Source organism: Streptomyces sp. NPDC001549 (assembly GCF_042894025.1).
Taxonomy (GTDB): domain Bacteria; phylum Actinomycetota; class Actinomycetes; order Streptomycetales; family Streptomycetaceae; genus Streptomyces; species Streptomyces kutzneri.
This window is the reverse complement of the sequence record NZ_JBIAVJ010000006.1, coordinates 88,080-114,355: the sequence shown is the minus strand read 5'-3', so window position 1 is coordinate 114,355 and position 26,276 is coordinate 88,080. Positions and strand designations below refer to the sequence as shown.

Annotated in this window: 20 protein-coding genes, 1 pseudogene and 3 riboswitches; of the genes and pseudogenes, 16 read left to right on the top strand and 5 right to left on the bottom strand. The window is 72.4% G+C overall.

All coding sequences use genetic code 11. The features are described 5' to 3' along the window. The first annotated feature begins 22 nt into the window (after nucleotides 1-22). Nucleotides 23-1,183, top strand: coding sequence for a PP2C family protein-serine/threonine phosphatase (locus tag ACFY04_RS12745; RefSeq protein WP_389116191.1), 1,161 nt, complete (start codon nucleotides 23-25; stop codon nucleotides 1,181-1,183). Nucleotides 1,184-1,222: 39 nt separating this feature from the next. Further along, on the top strand, nucleotides 1,223-3,703 hold the full coding sequence (locus tag ACFY04_RS12740; protein ID WP_389116189.1) for a SpoIIE family protein phosphatase: 2,481 nt from the start codon (nucleotides 1,223-1,225) through the stop codon (nucleotides 3,701-3,703). A 29-nt stretch (nucleotides 3,704-3,732) separates the two neighbouring features. Here ACFY04_RS12740 and ACFY04_RS12735 read toward each other — a convergent pair. After that, a pseudogene (locus tag ACFY04_RS12735) lies at nucleotides 3,733-4,032 on the bottom strand (citrate/2-methylcitrate synthase); the annotation flags it as partial. Nucleotides 4,033-4,214: 182 nt separating this feature from the next. Beyond that, nucleotides 4,215-4,288, top strand: a riboswitch (cobalamin riboswitch). Between the two features lie 168 nt (nucleotides 4,289-4,456). On the opposite strand from ACFY04_RS12735, the gene ACFY04_RS12730 reads away from it, so the two are divergent. Beyond that, on the top strand, nucleotides 4,457-4,945 hold the full coding sequence (locus ACFY04_RS12730) for a DUF4430 domain-containing protein (RefSeq protein ID WP_389116187.1): 489 nt from the start codon (nucleotides 4,457-4,459) through the stop codon (nucleotides 4,943-4,945). A 63-nt stretch (nucleotides 4,946-5,008) separates the two neighbouring features. Here ACFY04_RS12730 and ACFY04_RS12725 read toward each other — a convergent pair whose 3' ends face one another. Further along, nucleotides 5,009-6,421 (bottom strand): hypothetical protein, encoded by a 1,413-nt coding sequence (locus ACFY04_RS12725; protein ID WP_389116185.1) that lies wholly within the window; start codon nucleotides 6,419-6,421, stop codon nucleotides 5,009-5,011. Between the two features lie 130 nt (nucleotides 6,422-6,551). After that, nucleotides 6,552-6,627, bottom strand: a riboswitch (cobalamin riboswitch). 162 nt (nucleotides 6,628-6,789) lie between these two features. Further along, nucleotides 6,790-6,859: riboswitch (cobalamin riboswitch) on the top strand. A 178-nt stretch (nucleotides 6,860-7,037) separates the two neighbouring features. Here ACFY04_RS12725 and ACFY04_RS12720 point away from each other — a divergent pair. The 9 genes from ACFY04_RS12720 to ACFY04_RS12680 all read left to right on the top strand — a co-directional run bounded on the left by ACFY04_RS12720 (nucleotide 7,038) and on the right by ACFY04_RS12680 (nucleotide 18,595). Next, nucleotides 7,038-9,812 carry a prenyltransferase/squalene oxidase repeat-containing protein gene (locus ACFY04_RS12720; RefSeq protein WP_389116184.1) on the top strand — a complete coding sequence of 925 codons (2,775 nt, stop codon included), beginning with the start codon at nucleotides 7,038-7,040 and terminating at the stop codon, nucleotides 9,810-9,812. Next, on the top strand, nucleotides 9,809-10,747 hold the full coding sequence (locus tag ACFY04_RS12715; protein ID WP_389116183.1) for a hypothetical protein: 939 nt from the start codon (nucleotides 9,809-9,811) through the stop codon (nucleotides 10,745-10,747). Before ACFY04_RS12720 ends, ACFY04_RS12715 begins: the two co-directional genes overlap by 4 nt. Nucleotides 10,748-10,751: 4 nt before the next feature. Continuing rightward, nucleotides 10,752-11,969, top strand: coding sequence for an energy-coupling factor transporter transmembrane component T (locus ACFY04_RS12710; protein WP_389116182.1), 1,218 nt, complete (start codon nucleotides 10,752-10,754; stop codon nucleotides 11,967-11,969). Further along, nucleotides 11,966-13,618 carry an ABC transporter ATP-binding protein gene (locus ACFY04_RS12705; protein WP_389116181.1) on the top strand — a complete coding sequence of 551 codons (1,653 nt, stop codon included), beginning with the start codon at nucleotides 11,966-11,968 and terminating at the stop codon, nucleotides 13,616-13,618. The genes ACFY04_RS12710 and ACFY04_RS12705 overlap by 4 nt, the downstream gene beginning before the upstream one ends. Next, complete coding sequence (locus ACFY04_RS12700; protein ID WP_389116179.1) at nucleotides 13,618-14,430, top strand: ECF transporter S component; 813 nt, start codon at nucleotides 13,618-13,620, stop codon at nucleotides 14,428-14,430. The genes ACFY04_RS12705 and ACFY04_RS12700 overlap by 1 nt, the downstream gene beginning before the upstream one ends. A gap of 71 nt (nucleotides 14,431-14,501) precedes the next feature. Further along, the gene (gene tsaD / locus ACFY04_RS12695; RefSeq protein WP_389116177.1) at nucleotides 14,502-15,569 is read left to right on the top strand and encodes a tRNA (adenosine(37)-N6)-threonylcarbamoyltransferase complex transferase subunit TsaD; all 1,068 of its coding nucleotides are present in this window, start codon (nucleotides 14,502-14,504) and stop codon (nucleotides 15,567-15,569) included. Between the two features lie 118 nt (nucleotides 15,570-15,687). Next, nucleotides 15,688-16,674, top strand: a complete 987-nt coding sequence (locus ACFY04_RS12690) for an ABC transporter substrate-binding protein (RefSeq protein WP_389116175.1) — start codon at nucleotides 15,688-15,690, stop codon at nucleotides 16,672-16,674. Between the two features lie 5 nt (nucleotides 16,675-16,679). Beyond that, nucleotides 16,680-17,765, top strand: coding sequence for a FecCD family ABC transporter permease (locus ACFY04_RS12685; RefSeq protein ID WP_389116174.1), 1,086 nt, complete (start codon nucleotides 16,680-16,682; stop codon nucleotides 17,763-17,765). Next, complete coding sequence (locus tag ACFY04_RS12680) at nucleotides 17,762-18,595, top strand: ABC transporter ATP-binding protein (RefSeq protein ID WP_389116173.1); 834 nt, start codon at nucleotides 17,762-17,764, stop codon at nucleotides 18,593-18,595. Before ACFY04_RS12685 ends, ACFY04_RS12680 begins: the two co-directional genes overlap by 4 nt. Nucleotides 18,596-18,927: 332 nt before the next feature. Here ACFY04_RS12680 and ACFY04_RS12675 read toward each other — a convergent pair whose 3' ends face one another. Further along, nucleotides 18,928-19,626, bottom strand: coding sequence for a MerR family transcriptional regulator (locus tag ACFY04_RS12675; RefSeq protein ID WP_389116171.1), 699 nt, complete (start codon nucleotides 19,624-19,626; stop codon nucleotides 18,928-18,930). A 140-nt stretch (nucleotides 19,627-19,766) separates the two neighbouring features. Between ACFY04_RS12675 and ACFY04_RS12670 the strand changes: the two genes are divergently transcribed. Then, a complete protein-coding gene (locus tag ACFY04_RS12670) occupies nucleotides 19,767-21,104 on the top strand; it encodes a YhgE/Pip domain-containing protein (protein WP_389116170.1) in 1,338 nt (445 codons plus the stop codon). Between the two features lie 115 nt (nucleotides 21,105-21,219). Here ACFY04_RS12670 and ACFY04_RS12665 read toward each other — a convergent pair whose 3' ends face one another. Beyond that, a complete protein-coding gene (locus ACFY04_RS12665) occupies nucleotides 21,220-21,912 on the bottom strand; it encodes a hypothetical protein (RefSeq protein WP_389116169.1) in 693 nt (230 codons plus the stop codon). 172 nt (nucleotides 21,913-22,084) lie between these two features. On the opposite strand from ACFY04_RS12665, the gene ACFY04_RS12660 reads away from it, so the two are divergent. Beyond that, entirely contained in the window at nucleotides 22,085-23,029 is a 945-nt protein-coding gene (locus ACFY04_RS12660; protein WP_389116167.1) for a 5'-nucleotidase, read from the top strand. Between the two features lie 19 nt (nucleotides 23,030-23,048). Here ACFY04_RS12660 and ACFY04_RS12655 read toward each other — a convergent pair whose 3' ends face one another. Then, a complete protein-coding gene (locus ACFY04_RS12655) occupies nucleotides 23,049-23,642 on the bottom strand; it encodes a TetR/AcrR family transcriptional regulator (protein ID WP_389116166.1) in 594 nt (197 codons plus the stop codon). A 130-nt stretch (nucleotides 23,643-23,772) separates the two neighbouring features. Here ACFY04_RS12655 and ACFY04_RS12650 point away from each other — a divergent pair, with 130 nt between their 5' ends. Further along, the gene (locus tag ACFY04_RS12650) at nucleotides 23,773-25,203 is read left to right on the top strand and encodes an amidase (RefSeq protein WP_389116165.1); all 1,431 of its coding nucleotides are present in this window, start codon (nucleotides 23,773-23,775) and stop codon (nucleotides 25,201-25,203) included. Between the two features lie 242 nt (nucleotides 25,204-25,445). Beyond that, nucleotides 25,446-26,249, top strand: a complete 804-nt coding sequence (locus ACFY04_RS12645) for a hypothetical protein (protein ID WP_389116163.1) — start codon at nucleotides 25,446-25,448, stop codon at nucleotides 26,247-26,249. Nucleotides 26,250-26,276: the final 27 nt, after the last annotated feature.

The window sequence follows — 26,276 nt, the reverse complement described above, 5'->3', positions numbered from 1 at the left end:
GCGGGCGAGGCAGTCTGGACTCATGAGAGCGCCCTTGCGCTCGCCTCCTGGACCGCGAGCCGACGGCCACCACCAGGTCCTCTTCGTCTTGGCGGAGTGCGTGCCCTTCGCGATCGCCCTCCTGGTGCTCCTCGTCGAGTTCACGCCCCTGCACGTCCTGTACACCGGCCCCCTCCTGGTCGCGACACCCGCTCTGGCGGCCGTGACGATGGGGCCCAAGGGCACGCTCGCGGCGGCGGCGGTGGCCGTCGGTGTCAGCGTGACCACCGCCAGCTACAACGGCGCCTGGGGCAGCCAGCAGGTCTACACGAACTTCCTCGCCCTGTTCCTGGTCACGGCGGCGAGCTTCATGACCAGCCGCTCCGCGCGAACGCGCCAGGAGGGCGAGCTCGACCAGGTCCAGCGGATCGCCACCGCCGCCCAGGACGTCCTGCTGCGGCCGGTGCCGGCCCGGCTGGGTCCCGTACGGGCGGCCAGCATGTACCTCGCGGCCGAGACGGGCGCGCAGATCGGCGGCGATCTGTACGACGTGGTGCAGACCCGGTACGGCGTCCGGATGATCGTCGGCGATGTCCGGGGCAAGGGCCTGCCCGCGGTACGGGCCGCCGCGGTCGTGCTGGGCGCGTTCCGGGAGTCCGCGCACTACGAGGACGATCTGGTGGAGGTCGTCAACCACTGCGGAGCGGCCCTGCGGCGGGACGCGGTCGTCGCGGGCACGGCCGAAGGCGAGGACGCCCTCGCGGAGGGGTTCGTCACGGCGCTCGTGGCCCAGATCCCGGACGGTCCTCATATCGACGTGATCAACCGGGGCCATCCGCCGCCACTGCTGCTGTGCGACGGCGCGGTCCGGCCCCTGATGCCCACCACTCCCCTGCCGCCGCTCGGTCTGGAGGAATTCGTCAGCGGTCCCCCCGGACGGGCGGACACCTATCGGTTCGCACCGGGGGACCGGCTGCTCCTGTACACCGACGGTGTCATCGAGGCCCGCGACCGGGACAACACCTTCTTCGACCTGGCCCGGGCCGTGGTGACCATGCGCGACCACAGCCGGGAGGCATTCCTGGAGGACCTGCACCAGGCCTTGCTCCGCCACACCGAGAACCGCCTGGCGGATGACGCGGCGATCGTCGTCGTCGACCGGTACGAGGACGAGGGGCACGGATCGGCCGGCGGTCCGGCGTAGTACCCGTGGACTCGCCCGGACAGTCCGGGACACGACAGCATGGAGAGAGGGCGGTCGGCGAGATGCCCTCGGAAGGAGGTGATACGGACAGTGACCAGTCATCGCTTCTCGTTCTGCGGGGCTGAGCTCGCCGCCGTCTATGTGGTCGCCGACCAGGGCAGGGAGCTCCATCTGGCCGAGCTGACCGGAAACCGTGGCGTCCTCTACGGACTGCCCGCGGTCCTTGCCGTGGACGGCCATTCACCCGCCGCCAATGCCTTCCGCTCCGGCCGCCCGCTGTGGCTGGCTCCCAAGGAACTCGCCACGTTCATCGAGGACGACCCCCACCACTTCCCCACCCGGGTGCGGGACGGCGCGCCCAACTCGCCGGCCAGGATCTCGCTGGGCGCGCTGCCACTGGGACACGGTGACCAGGAGCTCGGGTGCCTGGTCGTCGCCGGGCAGGCCGGGGACGGCTTCAGCGCCGACGACCGCAGCCTTCTGGAGCTCTACGCCGACCAGGTGGCCGCCGGACTCGTATCGGCCGCCGCTCGCTTCGCCGGACGCAAGTCCCCGCAGGCCCATCTGGGGCAGTCCCTGGTGCCCGACCAGGGCGGCGCGTTCATCCTGGAACTGAGCAGCGGCCGCATGGAGGCCCACGCGCATGTGCTGGAACTGCTCGGTCTGCCTCCCGAGCAGTTCGACGGGCAGGCGGAGACCGTGCTCGCCTGCGCCGTCCCCGACGACATGCCCGCACTGATGGCGATCGTGGAGCCGGGCCGGCTGGCCGCCACCGGACAGCAGCTGGCGTTCCGTATCCGCCGCCCGAACGGCGAGCTGCGCTGGCTGGGGCTGCGCTGCCGGGTGGAGGTGGACGCGGAGGGCACGCCGCAGCGCGTCCTGGGTGTGGTGGCCGATGCCACCTATCTGCGCCCCAGCGCCGACGAGGTCTCCCTCGTACAGCGGCTGTCGGCCACGCTGGCGGGAGCTGCCACCGTCCGCGAGGTCAGCCGCCTGGCGGTCGCCGCCCTGCGCGAGCCGCTCGGCGCCTCCCGGGTCGCGGTCGGCGAACTGGAGCCAGACCGGCTCATCGTCACCGCCCTCGACCCTCCCGAGCCCGACGCCTGGCCCGAGGTCTGGCGCTCGGAATGGCGGTCCGAGTGGCCCGACGCGCCGCTCAGCGACCTGCCCACCCTGCAGAGCGCGCTGCGTGGGGGGCATCTGAGCCTGTGGCCGCCGGGTGCTGCCCTCGAACCCGGTCTTCTGGGCGTCGGGCCCGGCGGTCTCGCGGTGCTGCCGCTGCCGGCCGAAGGCCGGATCGTCGGGGTGTGTCTGGTGGGGTGGGACGCGGAGCACCGGTTCGGACCGGAGGAGCGGTCGCTGCTGACCGCGACCGCGGGGCTGGTGGGGCAGGCTCTGATGCGCGCCCACGCGCTGGACGCGCGCCACGAACTCGCCACCATGCTCCAGCGCAGCCTGCTGCCCCGTAAGCTCCCGGAGCTGCCGGGCGGGGTCGCCGTCGCCCGCTACCTGCCCGCGACGGCCGGACTCGAGGTCGGCGGCGACTGGTACGACGTCATTCCGCTCCGCGACGGCCATGTGGCCTTCGTCATCGGGGACGTACAGGGGCACAGCGCGGGGGCCGCCACCATCATGGGCCAGATGCGTACGGCGGTCAGGGCCTACGCAGTGGAGGGCCACCCGCCCGATGTGGTGGTCGCGCGGGCCAACCGGCTGCTCGTCGGCATGGAGACCGACCTGTTCGCCACCTGCGCGTATGTGGACCTGGACATGGAGGAGGGCATCGCCAGGGTCGTCCGGGCCGGCCATCTGCCGCCGATCCTGCGTCATCCCGACGGCGTCGCCGAGGAGATGGTGGTCGAGGGCGGGCCTCCGCTGGGAGTGCTCGCGGAAGCGGTGTTCCCCATGACCGAGGCGGGGCTGGTCCCCGGCACCCTGCTCGTGCTGCTGACGGACGGCCTGGTCGAGTCCGCCAGGCTGCCTCTGGATGAGGGCATGCGGCGGGTGTGCGACGTGCTCGCGGCGGTCGATCCGGTCGACGTCGGAGGGGTCGCCGACGAGTTGGTCGTCGGCGTGGGCCGTCGCGACGACGACGTGGCGTTGCTGCTGCTGCGCTACGACGGCCAGGGGGACCGGCCGATGCGGAGCCACTGGACGGTGTGGCGGCTGCCCGACGCGGTGCTGCACGCGCGCCGCTTCACCGCGCGCACCCTGCGGTCCTGGGGGGTGGTGGAGGAACTCGACGAAGCGCTGCTGGTCGTGTCCGAGCTGGTCACCAACGCCATCGCGCACACGCAGGGCGAGGTGGGGATGGATCTGACCCTGTCGGCGGACCGGTTGCGGATCGCCGTGAACGACGCGTCGCCGCGCAGCCCCGTCAAACCGGTCTGGGTGAGCTGGGAGTCGACCGGTGGTCGCGGACTGCTCATCGTCGAGGCGACGACGGCGGCCTGGGGCTCGGTGCCGCTCAGCGGCGGCAAGCAGGTGTGGGCCGAGATCCCCTGGCGCCGCGGTTCCTGACGCGCTGCGCAGGCGGCTCCCGGGGGCAGGGCTGACGGCACGGCCTGGCCACGGGGCCCGGAGGGGCCGGTGTAGGAGCCGAGGGGGCGGATCAGGGCGTTGTGCTCCAGCTGTTCGGTGATGTGGGCCGTGGGCCGTGGGCCGTCCAGCCGGTGAACGAAGAGCGGGGTGAAGGCCGGGATGTCGAACCCCATCAGGTGGCACGCCGGCCCGGCGGGGTAGTCGGGGTTCGGGTGGATTCCCGTGCAGCTGATCATGGCGTGCCGGAGCGCGGCGTGCAGGGTGGCGAGCCGGGTAGCGTCGGGGTCGGCGACGCGGGCGGCGGGGCGGGTGCCCCGGTGGGCCCGGCGGAGGCCCGCCGACTCGGCCGCGGCTGACGGCGGGCCCGAACGGCAGGACACCGCTGAGCCCGGATTCCGCGTTCGCTTCCGAGCGCCTCTCCCCAGGCCGTACGATGCGTTCTGCTCCGGCCCACCGCGGCCTGAGCCACAACCGAATGCATGCACAACTGGGGGAAGCCGGTGGGAATCCGGCGCTGACCTGCAACCGTGAACGGCGTCCGATATGCCGTGAGTCGGAGAACCCGGGGTGCGATGTGCACCGCTTCCCCCTGTCATGGTCTGCAGTACGAAGCCCCAGCCTGGCCCGGCACCCCCGTGCGCCCTCCTGAGGGGCGCCGGCACGGGGTGTGCGCGGGTGCGGGTCGAAGGGTTCGCGTGAGCAGACCCGAAGATCCGCTCAGGAAGGCACTCCATGCGCCAGACCCTCGTCCGCCGCTCCGTGGTCACCACGCTCGCCCTCGGCCTCGCCCTCGCCACCGCTCCGGCCGTGGCCGAGGCCAAGCCGAAGCCGAACACGAACGCGGCCGTCAAGGTGAACCTCACCGTCCAGGGACCCGACGGGCTGCTGTTCAAGGGCAAGGTCAAGACCAAGGGCCACGACGTCACCACCGCGACCGGTGGCACCCACAAGTGCGACGGCACCAACGGCGGCGCCAACCCGTCCAGGGTCCCCACCCCGACCGCCGCCCTCGACGACGCCGCCCACAAGAAGGGCTTCACCTGGGACGGCACCTGGTACGCGTCCTTCGAGGACTTCTCCGTCGACACCATAAAGAACGTCAGCGGCGGCGGCTCCGCGTACTGGAGCATCGCCGTCAACGGCACCCCGACCCCGGTCGGCGGCTGCCAGTTCAAGCTCAGCGCCGGCGACCAGGTGTCCTTCACCTGGACGTCCTTCTAGCCGGCCGCGGCCCGGAAGGGGGCTGCGGGCCCGAAGGTCCGCAGCCCCACCGGCATTCGGTGATCAGACGCCCCAGCGCAGGGCGATGGTGTCGCCCACGTTGATGGCCTTGCTGCGGACCGCGCCGGCGAAGGCGGAGCCGTCGACGCTGACCTTCCAGGCGTTGGAGCCGCTGTTGGCCTTGCCGTTGACGGCCGTGACGGTGCCCGTGCCCGACGAGGGGGTCACGCCCGTGACGCACCCGGACGGGGTCGCCCCGGTGGTGGCCGCGTTCAGGACGTCGCCGAGGGTGGTGGTCGTACCGGTCGGGGTGAAGGCCACCGAGCAGACCTTGAGGTTGCCGGCGCCGTCGTCGACGGTCAGCGCCAGCTTGGTGGCCGTACCGGCGGTGAAGGTGGACTGGGCGACCCACCGCGGGGCGCCGGGGGTGACCGGGACGGGCGGGGCGGTGGTGAAGCCACCGCCCGCGACGGCGCGCAGCGCGTCGATGGACGAGTAGGCGGAGGGGACGGTGTCGGAGGGCTTGTACTTGAAGCCGCCCGCCGGGTTGTACTGGTTGGCTATCAGGAAGTCGACCGGGGTCTTCCCGGTGGCCGTGAGGAAGTCGCCGGTCTGCGGGTTGAAGCCGCAGGCGTTCAGGCCCGCGACGCCCCAGCCGTTGGAGCTGGTGTTGACCCCGTAGAGGGAGTTGAAGGCGCCGGTGGAGGGCACCAGCGTGCTCTTGAGGAAGTTCTTCGCCTGGACGACGTCCGTGTCCGTGTTGGGGACGCCGGAGACGCACAGGGCCGCCATGGCCGCGCCGGTCATGTCGACGTCGCTCGCGGAGTTGAGGACGGTCGGGTTGCCCTCGGCCTTCTGGTACGTCCAGCCGCCGTCCACGTGCTGGTTGGCGCGGATCCGGGTGACGATCGTGTCGGTCAGCGCCTGCGGGATGCGGGCACCGCCCGCCTGCGTCCTGGCGCCGCCCAGCGAAAGGGCCGCGAAGACCGTGCCGTTGAAGTTTCCGGTGGAGCCGAAGTAGCCGGTCTCCGCCGTCTGCCAGTAGGAGTAGATGTTCGCCACGAGGTTGCGGGAGGCGGAGACGCGGGCCGGGTCGATGCCGGCGGCGTACGCGTTCAGGGTGCCGCGCTCGTAGTCGGTGACCGCCGGGGACGCGGACGGCCAGCCCGCCGTCGAGAGCAGGTTGCGGTAGACGGTGCGGGCGTTCTTCGTCGTGTCGCCACCGGGGTAGACGTCCACGACGGCCGTGCCGGTCGCGGCGAAGGTGCTGAACGCCCACTCGTTGGAGAGGCCGGAGTCGGCGTACGAACCATCCGCCGCCTGGAGGGACTTGAGGTAGGCGACGCCATTGGCCTTCGAGGTGGCGATCTGCGCGGGCGACGAGGTCGCGAACGCGGGCAGCGCGGTGAGGGCGAAGGCGCCGAGCGCGGCGGGCACCGCGAGCGCGAGCCGGCGGGAGGTGCGGGGACGGGACATGGCCTGCTCCTGGAATCGGCGGACGCCGACCGCTCCCGCGCCCCCGCCACCGTGCGGGAGCACGGCCGGGCATGCCGGAGGGCCGCCGTCCGGAACGCGTGGTACGGCTTCCTGTGCTGCATCGCCGTATGGGCATTCGGGCTCGGAGACGGCCCCCGCCGTCCCACACCGCTGCGCGTCAGCTCCGGCTTCTCACCGGATTCCCCCATCTGGCAGCCCTGGACGCTACCTGAGTGATCAAGGGTCCGCCAGCCGGGTGGGAGCGGTCCGGCGGGACCCGTCCGAAGCGTCTCCCCATGAGACGCAGGCCACCTTGACGCTGTCTTTATCGGCGTGTTCCACTCCGACTGATAAGCACTCAGCTCCAGGGGAAGCCGGTCTGAATCCGGCGCTGACCCGCAACCGTAGGCCCGGCACCACCGGGCGAGCCGGAATGCCTGGAGCCAGGTTTTTGCAGCGAGAAACGCCGTCGCGGACTACGGCGTGGTTCGAAGGCTTCTTCCGCGCCCTGCGTTCTGCGTCGCGCGCAGCGCCCTGCGCCCGGCGCCCAGCGCTCTGCGTGTACGGGAAGCCCTTTGCCACGCACTGGTCCGCCCGGCCGACACGAGGGGCCGTGGTGGGGACCGCAGAGCTAGCAGAGCGACGCACGGGGAAGCAGAGGCTGGTGTCGCTGCTGTCGGCGGCGCTGCTGACCTTCGGCACGAGCGTGGCCTTCGCCACCGGTACGCCGTCCGCGGCGGCCGATCCGATCGAGGGGTGCACGGCCACCACCGGCGCCATCGTCGCCGTCGACTTCGGCCCGTTCGGCGGGAAGGTCGAGCGGGGCTGCGACACCACCCCCACCACGGGCTACGAGTTGCTCCGCACCGGCGGTTTCACCACGGAAGGCACCCGGCACGACGGTCCCGCCTTCATCTGCCGCATCGGCACCGGATCCTTCAACTCCGGTACCCAGTATCCCACTGCGGACAAGGAGAACTGCGTCCTGACCCCGCAGGCGACCGCGTACTGGTCGTACTGGATCGCGTCCCCCGGCCAGAAGACCTGGACCTACAGCTCGCTCGGCGCGATGGCCCGGACCCCGAAGGCCGGGGACGTGGACGCCTGGGTGTTCGGCGGGACGGACATCGGCGGCACCTCGGGCAAGCCCGCCTTCTCCCCCGACGACGTGCGCGCCGCGGGGGGCGGCACCGACCCGGACCCGACGGGCCCGCCCCCCGTGCCGCCGGGCACCGTCGACGTCCCCGCCGCCACCCGCTGGCTCACCGGGAAGCTGATCGACGGCGAGCGCGTCGTCGACGAGGGCGCCACCACCCCGGACTACCTGCTCACCACGGAGGCCGTGTACGCCCTGGCCGGCGCCGACCCCAAGAGCCCGGCGGCCCGCAAGGCCGCCGACTTCCTGGCCACGACCGCGCACACGGACGCGTACGCCTATCCGGCCGGCAAGGCCGGGATCCCCGACGCCACCGCCGCCGCGCGTCTCGCCCTGGTCGCCGAGGCCACCGGGAAGGATCCCCGCGCCTTCGGCGGGCACGACCTGCTCGGGGACCTGATCACGTACGTCTGCCCGAGGGACATCGGCGACGGCGAGACGATCGACGGCTGCCTCACCAAGGGCGACTTCCGCACCACCGGCCAGTCCGATGCCCAGGCCATGGCGGTCATCGCCCTGCTGAACGGCGGAGTGACGCCCCCCGCCGACGCCGTGAAGCGGCTGACCGCCCTCCAGTGCGAGGACGGCGGGTTCACCGGCATCCTCATCCGCTCCGGCGGATGGTGCGACAGCGACGCGAACTCCACCGCACTGATCGCCCTGGCCCTCAAGCGGGCCGGCGGCCACGACGCCGTCGTCGAGAAGGCCCGCGTCCACCTGCGGAAGTCCCAGCTGCCCACCGGTGCCTGGCCCGCCGCCGCCTACATGACCACCGGCAGCGCGGCAGCCACCGGCTGGGCGGCCCAGGCCATGCGCGCCCTCGGCGACACCCCGTACGCCGACGCGGGCCTGTTCTGGCTCTCCAAGCAGCAGCTTCCCGGCGGGGCCTTCGGCTTCGAAGAAGGCCTGACCGACCCGCAGTTGTACCCCACCGCCCCGGCTGTCGTCGCGGCCGCCAGGAGCGACCTGGTGAAGCTGACCACCAAGAAGGTGGACCCGCCCACCCCTCCGACCACTCCTTCACCTCCGACCACCCCTTCGCCTCCCACCACTCCCCCGGGCGACGGGCCGGACCTGAAGAAGGGCAGCGCGTACCTCACCGGCACCACCCGTCTGATCCAGGGCCGCTACTACGAGAACACCCCCGGCAGTGGCTTCGCCGACTACGGTCTGACCATCGACGGGGCCTACGCCCTGGCCGCCACCGGCGAGAACAACACCGCCCTGCGCAACATCGTCGATTTCCTCGACAAGGGCGGCAAGGACGGCAAGGGCCGCGGCGTCCACGACTGGACCCTGATCGGCACCAAGCACGCCGGCGGCGGTTCCCTCGGCAAGACCTCCCTGCTCGCCGAGGCGGTGGGCCGCGATCCGCGCAACTTCGGCGGCCAGGACCTGATCGCCGCCCTCGCCAAGGCCGTCTGCCCGGCCCCGAGCACCGCGCCCGACCGCAGCTGCGCCGCCAAGGGCGCGTACACGAACGCCCCGTCCGTGTTCTCCCAGTCCCTCGCCGTCATCGCCCAGGTCCGCGCCGGTGAGAGCGCCGCGGCGGCCGATCCGATCGCGTACCTGGAGAGCCTCCAGGAGCCCTCGGGCGCCTGGCCCAGCCTGATCGGGACGCCCAGCGGCGCCGAGGTCGACTCCACCGCCATGGCGGCCATGGCCCTCGACCTGCTTCCGGACGCCAAGGCGCAGGCGGCCGTGGACAAGGCGCTGGTCTGGCTGGCCGCGCAGCAGAAGGACGACGGCGGATTCCCCGGCGCCTCCGGCAACTCCGTCAACTCCGCCGCCCTCGCCGTCCAGGGCATGACCCTGGACGGGGCCAAGTACCGTACGCAGATCGCCAAGGCCCGTACGTTCCTGGCGACCCAGCAGAACACCGACGGCGGCTTCAACGTCGCCAAGGGCGGCCAGCCCGGTTCCGACGTCCGCGCCTCCACCCAGGCCGTCGGCGGCGCCACCGGCATCTCCTTCGCCACCCTCACCCGCAGCCTGGACGGCACCACCCCGCAGCCCGTCCCCACCGGCACGACCGGCGCTCCCGTCATCGTGACCCCGGGCGGGGAGACGGCCGGCACCGGCGGCGACTCCGGTTCGGGCGGCAACCTCGCCTCCACCGGTACCCAGGTCGCCGGCCTCGCCGCCGCGGCCGTGGTCCTGGTGCTCGGCGGCTGGGGTACGACCCGCGTCGCCCGCCGCCGACGCCACCGCGAGACGACCGGAGGCCGGGCGTGATACGCAACCGCACCCTGCGGGCCCTGGCCCGTACGGCGGCCGCGCTGGGGCTGACGGTGGCGGCCTTCGCCGCCACCGCGGCCCCTGCGGTGGCCGCCCCGCAGCCCATGGGGCAGTGCACCACCTCGTCCGGGGTCGTCCTCGCGGTGGACTTCAGCCGCTGGGGCGGACCCGTCTACCGCTCCTGCGGTACGACCCCCACCACCGGTTACGAGCTGCTCAACCAGGGCGGCTGGGCCACGACCGGCACCGGCCACGACGGGCCCGCCTTCATCTGCCGGATCGGCTACAGCGGCCACCGGGGCGGCAAGCAGTTCCCGACCCCGCAGCAGGACGACTGCGTCCTGACCCCGCCCGCCTCCGCCTACTGGTCGTACTGGCACGCGAACCCCGGTCAGAACACCTGGGAGTACAGCCAGCTCGGCGCCATGCTCTACAAGCCGAAGCCCGGCAGCGTCGACCTGTGGATCTTCGGCGGGACGGACATCGAGGGCACCGAGGGGAAGCCCACGGTCACCCCCGACCAGCTGCGCGCCGAGAACACCCGGCCCACCGGCGGACCCGCGCCCGAGGACACCCGCGCGGCGGCCCCGCTGCCGCCGAACGTCAACACCGGGCCCCGGCCCGAGAACCCGCCGCCGGGCGCGGCGCCTGCCGCCACGACACCACCGCCCGGCCCGTGGGCCTCGGCCTCGGCGTCGGCCTCGGAAAGCCCCACCGCGAGCGCCGCGCCGACGCCGTCCGCGTCGCCGTCGCCCGGCGAGCCGGTGCTCGCCGCGTCGTCTCCCGGCCCCCAGGTGGTCGAGGCCGCGCCCGCGGCCGACGCGAAGCACGACGCGGGTTCCTTCCTGCCCGCCGTCGCCACCGGAGCGCTGGTGCTGCTGATCGGCGCCGGCGCCGTGTTCGCGGCCAGGCGCCGCCGTCGTACGGAGTAGCCGCGTGCCACGCACCACCACCACCACGGCGAAGGCGGCGAACCCGCCCGCGTCCGGCCCGGCGTCCGGGCCCGCGGCCGGCCCCGCGCCGGACGCGGGCGGCCGTCGGCTGCCCCGTACCCTGCACCCGGTCGCCTGGTGGATCTGGGCGCTCGCCCTGGCCACCGCGGTGAGCCGCACCAACAACCCGCTGCTGCTCTTCCTCGTCCTCGCGGTCCTCGGCTACGTGATCACCATGCGCCGTACCGAGGCCCCCTGGGCGCGCGGCTTCAAGTACTACCTCTACCTGGCGCTCACGGTCGTGACGATCCGTGTGCTGTTCCGGGCCGTCTTCGCCACCGGCATCACCCCGCGGGACCACTTCCTCTTCTCCCTGCCCCACATCCCGACCCCCGACTGGTACGCGGGCATCCAGCTCGGCGGACCCGTCTCCCTGGAAGCCCTGCTGTCGGCCGCCACCGACGGGCTGCGGCTCGCCTGCATGCTGTGCTGCATCGGCGCGGCCAACACCCTCGCCAATCCCAAACGGGCCCTGCGGGTCCTGCCCGGCGCCCTCTACGAACTCGGGGTCGCGGTCACGGTGTCCATCAGCGTCGCGCCCCAACTGGTGGCGAGCGTCCAGCGCGTCCACCGGGCGAGGCGTCTGCGGGCCGGCCGTACGAAGGGGCTGCGCGCCCTGCGCGGCATCATCGTCCCCGTCCTCGAAGACGCCCTGGAGCGGTCGCTGCGGCTCGCCGCCGCCATGGACTCCCGCGGCTACGGGCGCGCCGGAACCGCCACCCGCCGCTCCCGCCGGCTGACCGGCGCCCTGATGCTGCTCGGCATGTGCGGCCTGTGCGCCGGGGCCTACGGACTCATGGACGCCACCGCGCCGAAACTGCTGGGCCTGCCGGCCATGGCCGTGGGGGCGTCGCTGTGCTTCGCGGGACTACGGCTCGGCGGGCGCCGGATCACCCGGACCACCTACCGGCCCGACCCCTGGCGGGCCGCGGAATGGGCCGTGGCGGGCTGCGGGGTGCTGTCCGCCGTCCTGCTCTTCACCAACGCCGGTTTCAACGCGGCCGAGTTGAACCCCTCGATCTACCCCCTCAGCTGGCCGACCCTGCCGCTCGTCCCGGCCGCGGCGATCCTGCTCGCCGGCACGGCCGGCTTCCTGGCTCCGCCCCCGACCGCTCCGGCCCGCCCGGCGGTACCCGCATCGCGCACCGAGGAACCCAAGTGATCCACTTCGACCAGGTCACCGTCCGGTACGAGGACACGGCCGAACCGGTCCTGCGCGACGTCGACCTCACCGTCGAGGAAGGCGAACTCTGCCTCGTCGTCGGCCACACCGGCGTCGGCAAGTCCACCCTCCTCGGCGCGGTCAACGGACTCGTCCCGCACTTCACCGGCGGCACCCTGCACGGCCGCGTCCTCGTCGACGGCCGGGACACCGCCGAGCACCCGCCCCGCGAACTGGCCGATGTCGTGGGCGTCGTGGGACAGGACCCGCTCGACGGCTTCGTCACCGACACCGTCGAGGAGGAACTCGCCTATGCCATGGAGCAGTTGGCCATTCCACCGGCCACCATGCGCAAGCGCGTCGAGGAGACCCTGGACCTCCTCGGCCTCGCCGACCTCCGCCACCGCGCCCTGCACGAGCTCTCGGGCGGCCAGCAGCAGCGCGTCGCCATCGGCTCGGTGCTCACCGCCCACCCCCGGATCCTGGTCCTCGACGAGCCGACCTCCGCGCTGGATCCGACGGCCGCGGAGGAGGTACTGGCGGCCGTCACCCGCCTGGTACACGACCTCGGCGTCACCGTCCTGCTCGCCGAGCACCGGCTGGAGCGCGTGGTCCAGTACGCCGACCGCGTCATCCACCTCCCCGGCGACGGGCGTGTCGTCTCCGGCGCGCCCGCGGAGATCTTCCGTACGTCGTCCATCGCGCCGCCCATCGTGGAACTCGGCCGCGCCGCCGGCTGGGACCCGCTCCCCCTCTCGATCCGCGACGCCCGCCGCGCGGCCGCGCCCGTGCGCACCCGGCTCGCCGGTACGACTCCGGCGCCGGTACGGCCGGTTCCCGCCGCGGACGCGGCCGAGCTGCTGAAAGCCCGCGGGGTGACCGTGACCTATCAGGGTGTCCCGGCCGTCCGCGAGGTCGACCTGGACCTGCGCGGCGGCGAGATCACCGCGCTCATGGGCCGCAACGGCTCCGGCAAGTCCTCCCTGTTGTGGGCCCTCCAGGGCTCCGGTCCCCGCAAGGCCGGCACCGTGCACATCCCGACCGCCGGGGGAGGCAAGGACGCCGACCCGCAGAAGCTGTCCGCCGCCGGGGCCCGCCGCCTTGTCGGTCTGGTCCCGCAGACGCCCACCGACCTCCTCTATCTGGAGAGCGTGAAGCAGGAACTCGACCAGGCGGACTCCGAATCCGACGTCGGTACGGACGCCCCCACGGCCCGCGGGATCCTCGACCGCCTCGCACCCGGGATCGACGACGCCACACATCCCCGCGACCTGTCCGAGGGGCAGAAACTCGCCCTCGTCCTCGCCATCCAGCTGTCCGCCGCACCCAAGGTCCTGCTCCTCGACGAACCCACCCGCGGCCTCGACTACCGCGCCAAGGCGGAACTGATCCGCATCGTCGACGGCCTGGCCGCCGAGGGCCGCGCCGTCGTCATCTCCACCCACGACGTCGAGTTCGTCGCCCGCGCCGCCGACCGTGTCGTGGTCATGGCCGAGGGCGACATCGTCGCGGACGGCCCGACCGGCGAAATCATCGTCGCCTCCCCCGTCTTCGCGCCCCAGACCGCGAAGATCCTCGCCCCGCTCCCCTACCTCACGGTCGCCCAGGCGGCCGCCGCCCTCCCCGACGACGAGACGGACCGGGCCTGATGACCACCGCCGCACGCACGGCTGCCATCCGTATCAACGCGCGGGCGGGTGTCGTCATCGCCATGGCCGCGTTCCTCGGGGTCGTCGCGTTCTTCTGGCCGTTCCTCGTCGCGCCCGGGAAGTTCGGTTCCCACTACGCGCCGCCGCTGATCTTCGGCGTACTGCTCGTGATCGTGCTGTGCGTGGTGATCTCCGAGATCGCGGAGGGCGGCATCAACTCCAAGGCCCTGGCCATGCTGGGGGTCCTGTCCGCCGTCAACGCGGCGATCCGCCCGCTGGGCGCGGGCACGGCCGGCATCGAGACGGTGTTCTTCATCCTCGTCCTGGCCGGCCGGGTCTACGGCCCGGGCTTCGGTTTCACCCTGGGCTGCACCTCGCTGTTCGCCTCCGCCCTCATCACGGGCGGGGTCGGGCCCTGGATGCCGTACCAGATGTTCGGCTGCGCCTTCGTCGGCATGCTCGCCGGCTTCCTCCCGAGGGCTTCGGGCCGCCGCGAGATCGTCATGCTCGCCCTCTACGGCTCCGTCTCCGGCTATCTCTTCGGCTTCCTCCTCAACCTCTCCTTCTGGCCCTTCTCCCTCGACCCCAACAGCTCCGTCGCGTACCTGCCCGGCCTCCCCTTCACCGAGCAGTTCCAGCGCTACCTCGCCTTCGACCTCGCCACGTCCCTGGGCTGGGACACCGGCCGCGCCGTCACCAACTTCCTCTGCATCACCCTCGCGGGACCGGCCGTCCTGACGACCTTCCGCCGCGCCGCCCGCAAGGCCCGCTTCCAGGCCCCGGTCCGCTTCCGGCCCGGAGCCCGCCCCTGACCGGATCCACCCATCCGCTTTATTGCCTATAGTTTGCAGTTGCGGAAGATGTGCAGAAAAGGTGGAGAGCAGTGAGCGGACCAGTGGTGCTGGGGATCGAGTCGTCGTGCGACGAGACCGGCGCGGGAATCGTGCGGGACGGCGAACTGCTCGCGCACGTGGTGGCGTCGAGCATGGACGAGCACGCCCGCTTCGGCGGCGTCGTGCCCGAGATCGCCGCCCGCGCGCACCTGCACGCCTTCAACCCGGTCGTCCGGCAGGCCCTCGACGAGGCCGGACTGCGGCTGAGCCAGATCGACGCGGTCGCCGTCACCACCGGGCCCGGCCTGTCGGGCGCGCTGCAGGTGGGCCTGGCCGGGGCGAAGACGCTGGCGTACGCGGCCGGGGTGCCGCTGTACGGCGTCCATCACCTGGCCGGACACGTCGCCGCCGACACCCTGGAGCACGGGCCGCTGCCCGACCCGTGCGTGGTGCTGATCGTCTCCGGCGGCCACACCTCGCTCCTCCTGGTCCGGGACCTGGTCCGCGAGCCGATCCTGCACCTCGGGGACACCCTCGACGACGCGGCGGGCGAGTGCTTCGACAAGGTCGCCCGGATCCTGGGCCTGCCGTATCCGGGCGGTCCCGCCATCGACCGGGCCGCCCGCGACGGCGACCCGAAGGCCGTGGCCTTCCCGCGCCCGCTGACCCGGCCCGGGGACGACCCGTACGCCTTCTCCTTCTCCGGACTGAAGACGGCCGCGGCCCGCTGGGCCGAGAAGCACCGGCAGCGCGGTGAGGAGCCGCCGGTGGCCGACGGGGCCGCCGCGCTGCAGGAGGCGGTCGCGGACGTACTGACCCGCAAGGCTCTCGCGGCCTGCCGCGCGTACGACGTGAAGACGCTGATCGTGGTCGGCGGCGTCGCCGCGAACTCGCGGGTCAGGGCCCTCGCGGAGCGCCGATGCGCCTCGGCCGGCATCGAACTGCGCGTTCCGCCCATGACCTTGTGCACGGACAACGGCGCCATGATCGCGGCCGTCGGTGACCTGCTGGTCCGCTCCGGGGCGGAGCCGGCCCCGCTGAACGTCTCCATCGACCCGTCCGCACCGCTGGAGTACGCCTCCCTGGCCCCGCTCCCCGCCCCGCCCCGCCGGTCGTAGTCCCCTGACGGACGACCCCGCCACCCCTCGCCCCGACGGGCCCCGCCGCCGACACCCGGGCGCGTTCGGCGCGTTCGGCGCGCAACCACCCGACAGACCCACTGAGAGGAACCACCACATGAGGGGCACACGCCCGCTGTCTTCGCTCCTGGCCGTGGCCGCCGTACTGCTCGTCCCGGCCTGCGGCGGCAAGGCCCAGGACCGCACCGCCGCATCGGGACCCGGGGCGGAAGGGTTCCCCGTCACGGTGTCCAACTGCGGGGTGGAGACCACCTATCAGCGACCGCCGCAACGCGCGGTGTCCCTGAACCAGCACGCCACGGAGGTCATGCTGGCGCTCGGGCTGGAGAAGTCGATGGTGGGCACGGGCTACCTCGACGACAAGATCCTGCCGGAGTACCAGGCCGCCTTCGACTCGGTGAAGGTGCTGTCGAAGCAGTACCCGTCCTTCGAGACCCTGCTGGCCGCCGAACCGGACTTCGTCTACGGCGGGTTCGGCTCCACCTTCGCCGAGAAGGAGGGCCGCGGCCGTCCGGCCTTCACCAAGGCCGGGGTCAACACCCATCTCAACATCGAGGAGTGCCCCGCCGGGCCGGTGACCATGGCCACCGTCGACGAGGAGATCCGCACCGTCGCCAAGATCTTCGGTGTACCGGAACGGGCCGGGCAGCAGGTGGACAAGCTGCACGGCACCCTCGACCGGGTCGACGGCAGACTGGCCGGCGTCGCACCGGCCAGGCTCTTCGTCTACGACAGCGGCGACAAGACCGCCTTCACCGCGGGCGGCAAGGGCATCGGCAACGAGCTGATCAGGCGGGCCGGCGGGGTCAACCTCTTCGCCGACGTGGACAAGGCCTTCGGCGACGTGTCGTTCGAGCAGGTGGCCGAGCGCGCTCCCGAGGTCATCGTCATCTACGACTACGGCGACCAGCCCGTCGAGGACAAGAAGAAGTTCCTCCTCGCCAACCCGGCGCTGAAGGACGTCCCCGCGATCAAGAACCAGCGGTTCGCGGTGCTGCCGCTGTCGTCGACCGTGCTCGGTGTCCGCGTCCCGGCGGCCGTGGAGTCACTGGCCCGCCAGATCCACCCGGACCGGTTCCGGTGACCGGGGTGACGCAGGCGGGTGAGGCGGTCGTCGCTCCGGCGAGGACCCCGGCGGCTGCGGCCCGCCGCCGGGCCGTTCCCTACGCCCTGCTGCTCGTCGCCCTGGGAGTCCTGCTGGTGGCGACCGCGACGGCCGCTGTCGCGATCGGTTCGATCAGCGTCCCGGCCGACCAGGTCTGGGGGATCCTGCTGCACCGGATCCACCCGGTCCTCGCCGAACCGGCCTGGACGCCGGTCCGCGAGACGATCGTCGTCGATGTGCGGCTGCCCCGGGTGCTGCTGGCCGGCGTGGTGGGCGCCGGTCTGTCGGTGTCCGGGATGGCGCTGCAGGCCCTGGTCCGCAATCCGCTGGCCGATCCGATGCTGCTGGGGGTCTCGTCCGGCGCGTCGGTCGGCGCGGTGCTGGTCCTCGTGTTCCACGTGACCCTGTTCGGGATGTTCTCCCTGCCCGTGGCGGCGTTCTGCGGAGCCCTGGCCGCCCTGGTCGCGGTGTACTTCCTGGCGCGCTCCGGCGGGCGGATGACCACCGTACGCCTGGTGCTGGCGGGTGTGGCCATGGCCGAGGTCCTCTCCGCGGTGGCCAGCTTCCTGATCGTCACCTCCAACGACCCGCAGAAGACGCAGTCGGCCCTGCGCTGGATGCTCGGGGGGCTGGCCGGCACCACTTGGACAACGGTATGGATCCCCGTCGGTGCCGTGCTCCTCGGCACGGCGGTCCTGCTCGGGGTGTGCCGGTCGCTCAACCTGCTGCTGGCCGGGGAGGAAGCCGCCGCGGCGCTGGGGCTGGACGTCCACCGCTTCCGCGGCGCCCTGTTCACCCTGGTCGCCCTGATGATCGGCACCATCGTCGCGGTCAGCGGCCAGATCGGCTTCGTCGGGCTCATCATGCCGCACGTCGTGCGCCTGCTGGTGGGCGCCGACCACCGCCGCGCACTGCCCGCCGCCGCCCTCCTCGGCGCGAGCTTCCTGATCGCCGCCGACCTGGGCGCGCGGACGCTCATGAGCCCGGAGGAGATACCCGTCGGCATCCTGACCTCCCTCGTCGGCGGCCCCTTCTTCCTCTGGCTGATGCGACGGAAGGCGGCACGATGACCGGCGGAGCCATATCCGGGCCCGGCGCCCTCGACGCCGAGGACGTCACGGTCGTGGTGAACGGCCGGACCCTGGTCGACCGCGTCTCCCTGCACGTGGCACCCGGGGAGGTGCTGGCGCTCGCAGGTCCCAACGGCGCGGGCAAGTCGACGCTGTTGCGCACGTTCTACCGGGTGCTGCGCCCCACGTCAGGACACGTCCTGCTGGACGGCGAGGACGTGTGGCGGATGCCCGGCAAGCGGCTCGCCCAGCGCCTCTCGGCGGTACTGCAGGAGACCGCGGGCGACTTCGAACTCACCGTCTACGAAGTGGTGGCGATGGGGCGCACCCCGCACAAGCGTGCCTTCGCGGGCGACGACGCCCACGACCGCGAGATCATCATGGGCTCCTTGGAGGAGCTCGATGTCGCCGCCCTGGCGCACGCGCCGTTCGACCGTCTGTCGGGCGGGGAGAAGCAGCGGGTACTGATCGCCCGCGCGCTGGCCCAGGGCACCGGGACGATGGTGCTGGACGAGCCGACGAACCACCTGGACCTGCGCCATCAGCTCGACGCGCTCCGGCTCGTCCGGAGGGTCGGGGTCACCGCCGTGATCGCCCTGCACGACCTCAACCTCGCCGCGTCCTTCTGTGACCGGATCTGTGTGCTGGACGGCGGCCGCGTGGTCGCGACCGGAACACCGGAGGAGGTCCTCACCCGGGACCTGCTGGCCGAGGTCTACCGAGTCGAGGCGGAGGTGTCCCGGCATCCCGGCACCGGGATCCCGCAGGTCACCGTGGTCCCCGAAGCCCGCCGTGACGGCCGGCCCGTGGAGCGCGGTCACGCCTCTTGAGCGCCGTCCGCCCGTCGCCACCCGGATGGCCGCCACCCGGGCGGACGTGTCCGCCGCGGGGGTGGACGTCTGAACGGCGGTACGACTCCAGTCCGGCGCCGGCCGGCCGGCTGAACGCGCAGCGCAAAGCACCGCCGCGTTCCATGTCGTGGTGATACGCAAGCGGGTGCTCGGAGCCGGCCCATGCGCGCAGCAACCCGGGCAGGCCTCCGGCGGCCGGACTTCATGCGCCCGGCTGAACCGCGACCGTGCCGAGGAGACTCGGCGGCGGGGTCGGGATCGTTCTCGGCGACCGCGTGCGCAGGGCGCCCCGGCCGCCCCGCGTACGCGCGCTACCGCGGCGCCGCGTCCTCGCTGCCACCGCCCCGGCCGGTGCCCGCGACCCGGCGCCGGACCTGGTCCTCCTGTGCGAGACGCCGCAGGAGTTCGAAGACCGGGGCGCAGATCGCGAAGACGATGACGGCCCGCTCGGCCAGGGCCACCGGGTCGTCCAGGCCGGCCGCGCGCTCCAGGTCCAGCCGGGCCACGGACTCGGCCAGCCTCGCGTAGGCGGCGAGCTCTCCCGGGGCGTACTGGGCGTCCAGCCGGCGCAGCTCCTCCAGCGCCGCCGTCAGCCCCTTCACGTGCGGTGAGGTGCCGGGTGCCTGCCAGTCCAGCTCCGTGAGGAGGTCGGCCACCTCGGCACCGGCGGTCGCGTCGGCCCCGGCTTCCTCCTCCTGGCCCGCGGCGCCCTGGCCCGCGGCGCCCTGGGCCGCCACCGGCACGGGGAGCGCGTAGCTGACCGCCCCGAGGGCGCTCTCGGAGCTGTGGGCCTGGTCGACGGCCCCGAGCACCTCACGGGTGGCGGCGATGGACAGGCCGCCGAGCGTGGTCAGCGCCTTGATCAGCCGTAGCCGCTGCGCGTGCTCCTCCCCGTACTCGGCCAGGGTCGCGGCCGTCGCCCGCCCCGCGGGCAGCAGTCCCTGCCGCAGGAAGTACTTGATGCTGGCGACCGGCACGCCGGTCCGCCGGCTGAGCTCCGAGATCTTCATACGGCTTCCCTGCTGGTCATGCGGTCCGGCATCCGGCATCCGGTGTCGGCGATTGGACACCACAGCAAGATACTGCCACTATCCAGTAGCTGGATACCATAAGTATCCAGCCCCAGGAACGCAGCCGCACCGGAGAATCGATGCCTCATCCCACGCCCCCCTCCGTGCTCCGCCGACCCCAGCTGTGGATCGGAACGGGACTCATCGCCGCAGTGGTCTCGATGCTGTTCGCCCTGCTCTACGTCGGCGGCAACGTCAACCCCAAGGGCAACCTGCGCGACCTGCCCGTGGCCCTGGTCAACAGCGACAGCGGAGCGGAGATCAACGGCCGCCACGTCAACCTGGGCGAGCAGGTCGTCTCCGGCGTCCAGAAGGCCGCCAAGGGCGAAAAGAGCATCGACTGGCAGGTCGTGAGCCGTGAGGAGGCCGACAAGCGGCTGGGCCGGGGCAAGGTCTTCGGCGCCCTCGTCATACCCGCCGACTACTCCGCCACGGTGGCTGGGCTCACCGCCCCGCAGCCCGCGCCCCAGGGCAAAGCCGCCCCGCCGACCCTGACCGTGCTGACGAACCAGGCGGCCGGCAGCATCGGCTCCTCGATGTCCTCCCAGGCCGCCCAGAAGGCCGCCCACGCCGCCTCCGCCCAGCTCGGCCAGGAACTCCTCAAGCAGGCCGGCGCCCAGAAGACCCCGCTCCCGACGGCTGCCCAGCTCAAGCTGGCCGACCCGGTGACCGTGAACGTCGCCGACGGCCATCCGGTCGGCCCCCGCAGCGCCATGGGCCTGAGCGCCTTCTACTACGCGCTGGTCCTGGTCGTCTGCGGCATGCTCGGCGCCAACGTGGTCAACTCCCAGGTCGACACCGCGCTCGGCTACCTGCACACCGATTTCGGCCCGGTCCGCAAGCGCGAACCCGTTCAGCACACCAGCCGCGTCCGCACCCTCGCCATCGGCATCGCACTCATGCTCGGCCTGTCAGTGGTGATGGGCACCCTGGTCGAGGTCGCCACGGTCGGCATCCTCGACATGGACGCCTCCCACCTCGGCCTGCTGTGGCTGTACTCGGTCGCCACCATCGCGGTGGTCGGCATCGGAAGCCTGGCCCTGTTCGCCGCCTTCGGCACGCCCGGCATGCTCCTGGCCACCATCGTCTTCGTCGCGATGGCCGTACCGTCCTCCGGCGCCACCGTGCCCGTCCAGGCACTGCCCGGGTTCTTCCGCGCCCTCGCCGAGTTCGAGCCGCTGCGCCAGATCACCGAGGGCCTGCGCTCCCTCCTCTACTACGGGGCCCAGGCCGACGCGGGCCTGACCCGGGCCTGGGCCTCGATGGGTGTCGCCCTCGTCGCCGCGCTGATCTTCGGCTTCGCCGTCACCCGCCTCTACGACCGCAAGGGGCTGCACCGCATCCCCCGCCCCGACGCCGAACCCGGCGCCGCGGTCTCCGCAGAGACCCCTGAGGCCCCCGCCCCGGCCACGGCCTGAGACGGCCTCCCGCTGTCGCCGAAGTCCCGCCGGGTCCGCGCGGCGGGGTCCCGTGCAGGGAGAGCATGCCGTGGGCGCCGGGAGCCGTACGCGGGCTGCCCGCGCACCGCGGGCGTCACCGCCGGCGCACGAGCGCGGTCATCGCGGCAAGGTCCGCCTCCGAGCGGGCGACCGGAACCTTGGGCCAGAGCAGTTCGTACGCGGTCTGGATCCGGAAGACCTCATCGGCGAAGGAACGCACGACCGTACCGGTGACCGTGCCCCGCTCCGCGTGCTGGAGGAACTGCTCACAGGCCTCCACGGCGCCTTCGCAGTCCTCGTCGAACTCGAACAGCGCACAGATCGCGTCGACGGCGAGGTCACGCGAGGTCAGATGGCCGATGCCGCAGTCGAGCCCGTCGTCATGGAGATCGTCGGGGTACGGCGCACGGTGCCAGGAACCATCCTCGAACCAGTAGACGCACTCGGCCCTTCCTCGCTCCAGAAGGCCGTGCAAGCGTTCGTCGCGCACCCACCCGGGCGCCCCGGCGAGGAGATCGATCGGCGGCCGGTACTGCCCGGCCTTGCCGGAATCGTCCTGCCCGAAGAGAACGGCGCGGCCGCCGTCGGCCCGGGTCAACACCCACCGGCTGCAAGCGCCGTCGTCGTAACGCAGGTCGTTGCCGCCGTCGCCGAGCCAGTACCCGTACCGGAAGCGCTCCTTCTCCTCCTCGGCATTCCAGGTCGCCGCCGCGAGCGCGGCCCAGCGCGCCCACAGCACACTCGCTTCCGGAAGGTCCTCCGGCCGCCCCGGACGATGAATCTTCATGCCCACCACACTATCGGCGGCCGTTCGAATCCACTGACGCGCGGCGGCCCGGTCAGCGGCCCGGCCGGCGAGTGTACGTAACCGCCCGGCACGGTGGACCGGAAGACGTTTCCTGCCCGTACCAAAGGGTGATAAGCATCCCGACGTTGCACATGTGCCGGCAGGGGGCGCCATGAGGTACGACCTGTCCGATCGCCTGGTGGTGGGGATCGCCTCCAGCGCCCTGTTCGACCTGACCGACTGCGACGCGGTGTTCCGGGAGCTGGGCGAGGATGCCTACCGGACCTACCAGGAGACGCATGTCGACGAACTACTGGCCAAAGGAGTGGCGTTCCCCTTCGTCAGACGCCTGCTGTCGTTGAACGACCTCGCGGATCAGGCCGACCCCCTGGTCGAGGTCATCATCCTCTCCCGTAACGACCCCGACACCGGGATGCGCGTCATGCGTTCGATCAAAGCGCACGGCCTGCCGATCAGCCGGGCGGTCTTCCGGCAGGGCCGTCCCTCGCACCCGTTCATGCCGGCGCTCAACATGTCGCTGTTCCTGTCGGCCGACGGACCTGACGTTCGGGCCGCGGTCGCAGCCGGGCTCCCTGCGGGACACGTCCTCAGAACAGGGCGGATCGACGACGAGACCGACCCCGAACTCCGCATCGCATTCGACTTCGACGGAGTGGTGGCGGGCGACACGGCCGAGCAGGTCTACCAGAGCGGGGGTATCGACGCGTTCCGCGCGTACGAGGTCGGCCATGCCGCCATCCCGCACGATCCGGGACCGCTACGGGACTTCCTGGCCGGCATCAACCGGATCCAACGCCTAGAGGAGGAGCGGCGCCGCAAGGACTCCGCCTACCGGCCCCGCCTCCGTGTGGCGCTGGTCACCGCTCGGGATGCCCCCGCTCATGAACGCGCCCTGCTGAGCCTCAAGAAGTGGGGGCTGCGGGTCAACGACGCCTTCTTCCTCGGCGGTATCGACAAGGCCGCGGTCATGAAGGCCCTCGACCCGCACCTCTTCTTCGACGACCAGGTCGCCCATCTCGACGGCACCGCCCAAGCCACCCCGAGCGTCCACATACCCTTCGGCCTGATCAATTCCCCCCCTGCCCCGGCGGACTGAGCGGCGGGGGCCGGACCGGTCACTCCCAGAGGCCGGCCAGGTGCGCGTGGAGGACGTCGTGTGCCTCTTGGGGGGTGAGGTGGCCGACGAGGACGTGCGTGGTGAGGCCGTCCGCCAGGGCGAGGAGCGTGCGGGCCTCGCGTTGCGCATCGAGGGGCGCCGCGCGGCCGGCGTCCTCGCGGGCTTCCGCGATGAGGCGGGTGAACGCCTCTTGCAGGGAAGCGTAGTTCGCCTTCAGCGTCCTTGCGAGCGCCTCGCTGACAGCCGCCTGCGCGACGAAGGCGAGCCAGACCCTGGCCTCGGCGCGATGCTCTTCCCGCAGCAGTGAGATCTCGGTGACCGCGTGACCCAGGGCGGTGCCGGCCGACTGGGCCGGGCTCCGGACGAGGCGGGCCCGTACGCGCTCGCCGATCCGCTCGCCGATGTGCCCGAGAGCGAACACGAGCATTTCTTCCTTGGTATGGAAGCACCGCTGAACGGCTCCCATCGACACCTGCGCGCGGGCGGCGACGTCGCGCAGGGTCACGCCCTCCAGCCCGCGCTCGTCGGCGAGATGACAGACCGCCTCGGCGATGAGACGGCGTCGGCTCTCGTGATCGACCTGCCTGGGCATGCCGGCCGCCTCCCTGTTCCACAGTGCTCCGCTTCGCAGCGCAGTTTATTCGATGCGGTCGTATCGAATCCAGGGGTACGCTGCGATTCCGATGCAAGCGCATCGGTACGTGGACGAGGAAGGTGGGGCCATGCAGGACGCCCTGTGGAAAATGCCGGCAGCGGAGCAGGCGGAGGCCGTGCGCACCGCGAAGGTTTCGGCCGTCGAACTGATCGACAGTCACCTCGATCGCATCGCCGAGATCAACCCGCAGGTGAACGCGGTCACGCAGCTCCTGGCGGAGCGCGCCCGTGAGGCCGCGGCACGGCTGGACCGCCGGCGGGCCGCCGGTGAAGCGCTGGGGCCGCTCGCGGGTGTGCCCTTCACGGTGAAGGAGAGCACCGCCGTCGAAGGCGTGCCGACCACGTTCGGCACGGAGCGCTTCCGCGATCTGGTGGCGCCCGCCGACGCCCCGCCGGTGGCCCGGCTGCGCGCGGCCGGGGCCATCCCCATCGGGCACAGCAACATCCCCACCCTGATCCTGGCGGGGATGCACACGCGCAGCGAGCTGTTCGGCGACACGGTCAACCCGTGGGACAGCAGCCGGACACCGGGCGGCTCCAGCGGGGGCGACGCGGTGGCCGTCGCCACGGGCATGGCCGCGCTCGGACTCGGCAACGACTCCGGAGGATCGGTGCGCATCCCGGCGCAGTTCTGCGGTGTGGCCGGACTGAAGCCGTCCACGGGCCGCTTCCCCGCCGACCATCGCGTTCTCGGCCCGGACGACCCCGGCCCGGCGTCCCAGATGCTCGTCACCGATGGCCCGCTGGCCCGGAGCGTGGGCGACCTGAGGCTTGCGTACGAGGTGCTGGCCGGAACCGATCCGCGAGACCCACGCGCCGTCCCGGTGCCCGTCTACGGCGAGCCGCTCCCCGGACGCGTGAAGGTCGCGGTCGTGGCGGACCCCGGCGGGCACGGCGTCCACCCGACGGTTCGCGGAGCCGTCGCGACGGCGGCCGACGCGCTCCGCGACGCCGGATACGACGTGCGCGAGGTGGAGGACGTGCCGCGGTTGGACGAGGCCCTCGACGCCTACGGCCGGATCACGGTGACCGAGTTCGCCCCGAGCTGGCCGGTGGTGCGCACGCTGCTCGGCAAGGGTGGGGACCGCTATGTCGAGATGATGATGGAGCGGACCCCGCCCGCGAGCGCGGACGCACTGATGAAGCTGATGGGTACCTGGCTGAACATCCGCCGCTCCTGGGCCGAATTCCTCGACGAGTACCCGCTGTTGCTCGGCCCGGTCTTCACCGAGCCGCCGGTCGAGCCGGGGCTGGAGTCGCGTGACAGGCCGGGCAGGGACCGGGTCGGGTCGGGGATGCGCCTGTGCACCGCGACCAGCTTCGTCGGCGTACCCGGCGTGGCCGTACCGACCGGATTGGCCGACGGACTCCCCTGCGGAGTCCAGATCGTCGGGCGGGCGTTCCGGGAGGACCTGTGCCTGGACGCGGCCCAGGCGATCGAGGACCGGCTCGGAGTTCTCACCCCGGTCGACCCCCGCGCGGGAGGCCTGTCCGGTTGAGACCCTGAACCGTGGAGGGCACGCGACCCGGCGTCCTGGGGCAGGCCCTCGCATCGTAGGGTCCTGGTACGCCAGGGGGGGCGAACCTTCCTGCTGCGGTGTTCAGGGGAGGGACATCCGATGGGTTGGGTCAGAGGGGCGGCTGTCGGGGCGGCCGTGCTGCTGGTGGCGACCGATCCACTGCTGACGGGCTGAAGGCGGCAGCGGTCCTGCGCGCGGCAAAGAAGGACACCATCGGTTCCGTGTCCGCGCTGATGGAGCCGGTGTTCGCGATTCCCGCGGAGCGGGACCAGCCGTCGTACCCGAGATCGTTCGTCGTGTTCAGCAAGGCGAGCGGGCGGGAGAGCGGGCAGGCCACGGCTGTGCACTACTTCGTGCAGGAGGCGCCCGGCGGGGAGTGGAAGGCGGCCGTGGAGACGTGGGTGGCCACAGCGGCTGCAGTGCCGCTGGACACGGAGAACGTCGGGAAGTTCGCCGGCCTGTCGGTACAGCTGCGGAAGACGGCGGTGGGTGCGGTCGGCCGGGACGCGGCGGGGGCGGCCGCACTGTCGCCCACAGCGGACGCGGACCGGGCCGTGTGCGGCCGTTTCGCGGACTCCATGAGCTTCACGACCCCGGACGAGCCGGAGAGCGAACAGTTCGCGCCCGGCCCTCTGACCGACGAGATGGTCAGGGAACTGGGCGAGAGGGCGAAGGCGCCGAAGCTCAAGGGGTTGGTCACGTACGCGTTCGCGCACGAGGTGACCGGTCCGCAGCTGCCCGTGCTGAAGCTGGACAACGGGACCTCGCTGGTCGCCTGCCCCCTCCTGCGCACGGAGAAGGTGAGGGGCAAGGATGCGATGGTCACGTTCACCTTCGCCGAGGGAACCGACTCCAGCGCGCTGCTGGATGCCAAGGGCAAGAAGTGGCGCAGCTCGGACGCGGAACTGAGCCTGACGGCTCTGATCGAGCTACCGCCCGCCGGCACCCCGGGCCCGGCGCAGGTGGCGTCCTGCAACTGCCTTGAGGCGCAGCTTCTGGAGGTGACGGGAAAGCGCGCCGACTGAACCCGGCCGGCCGTCGCTCGACGCGGC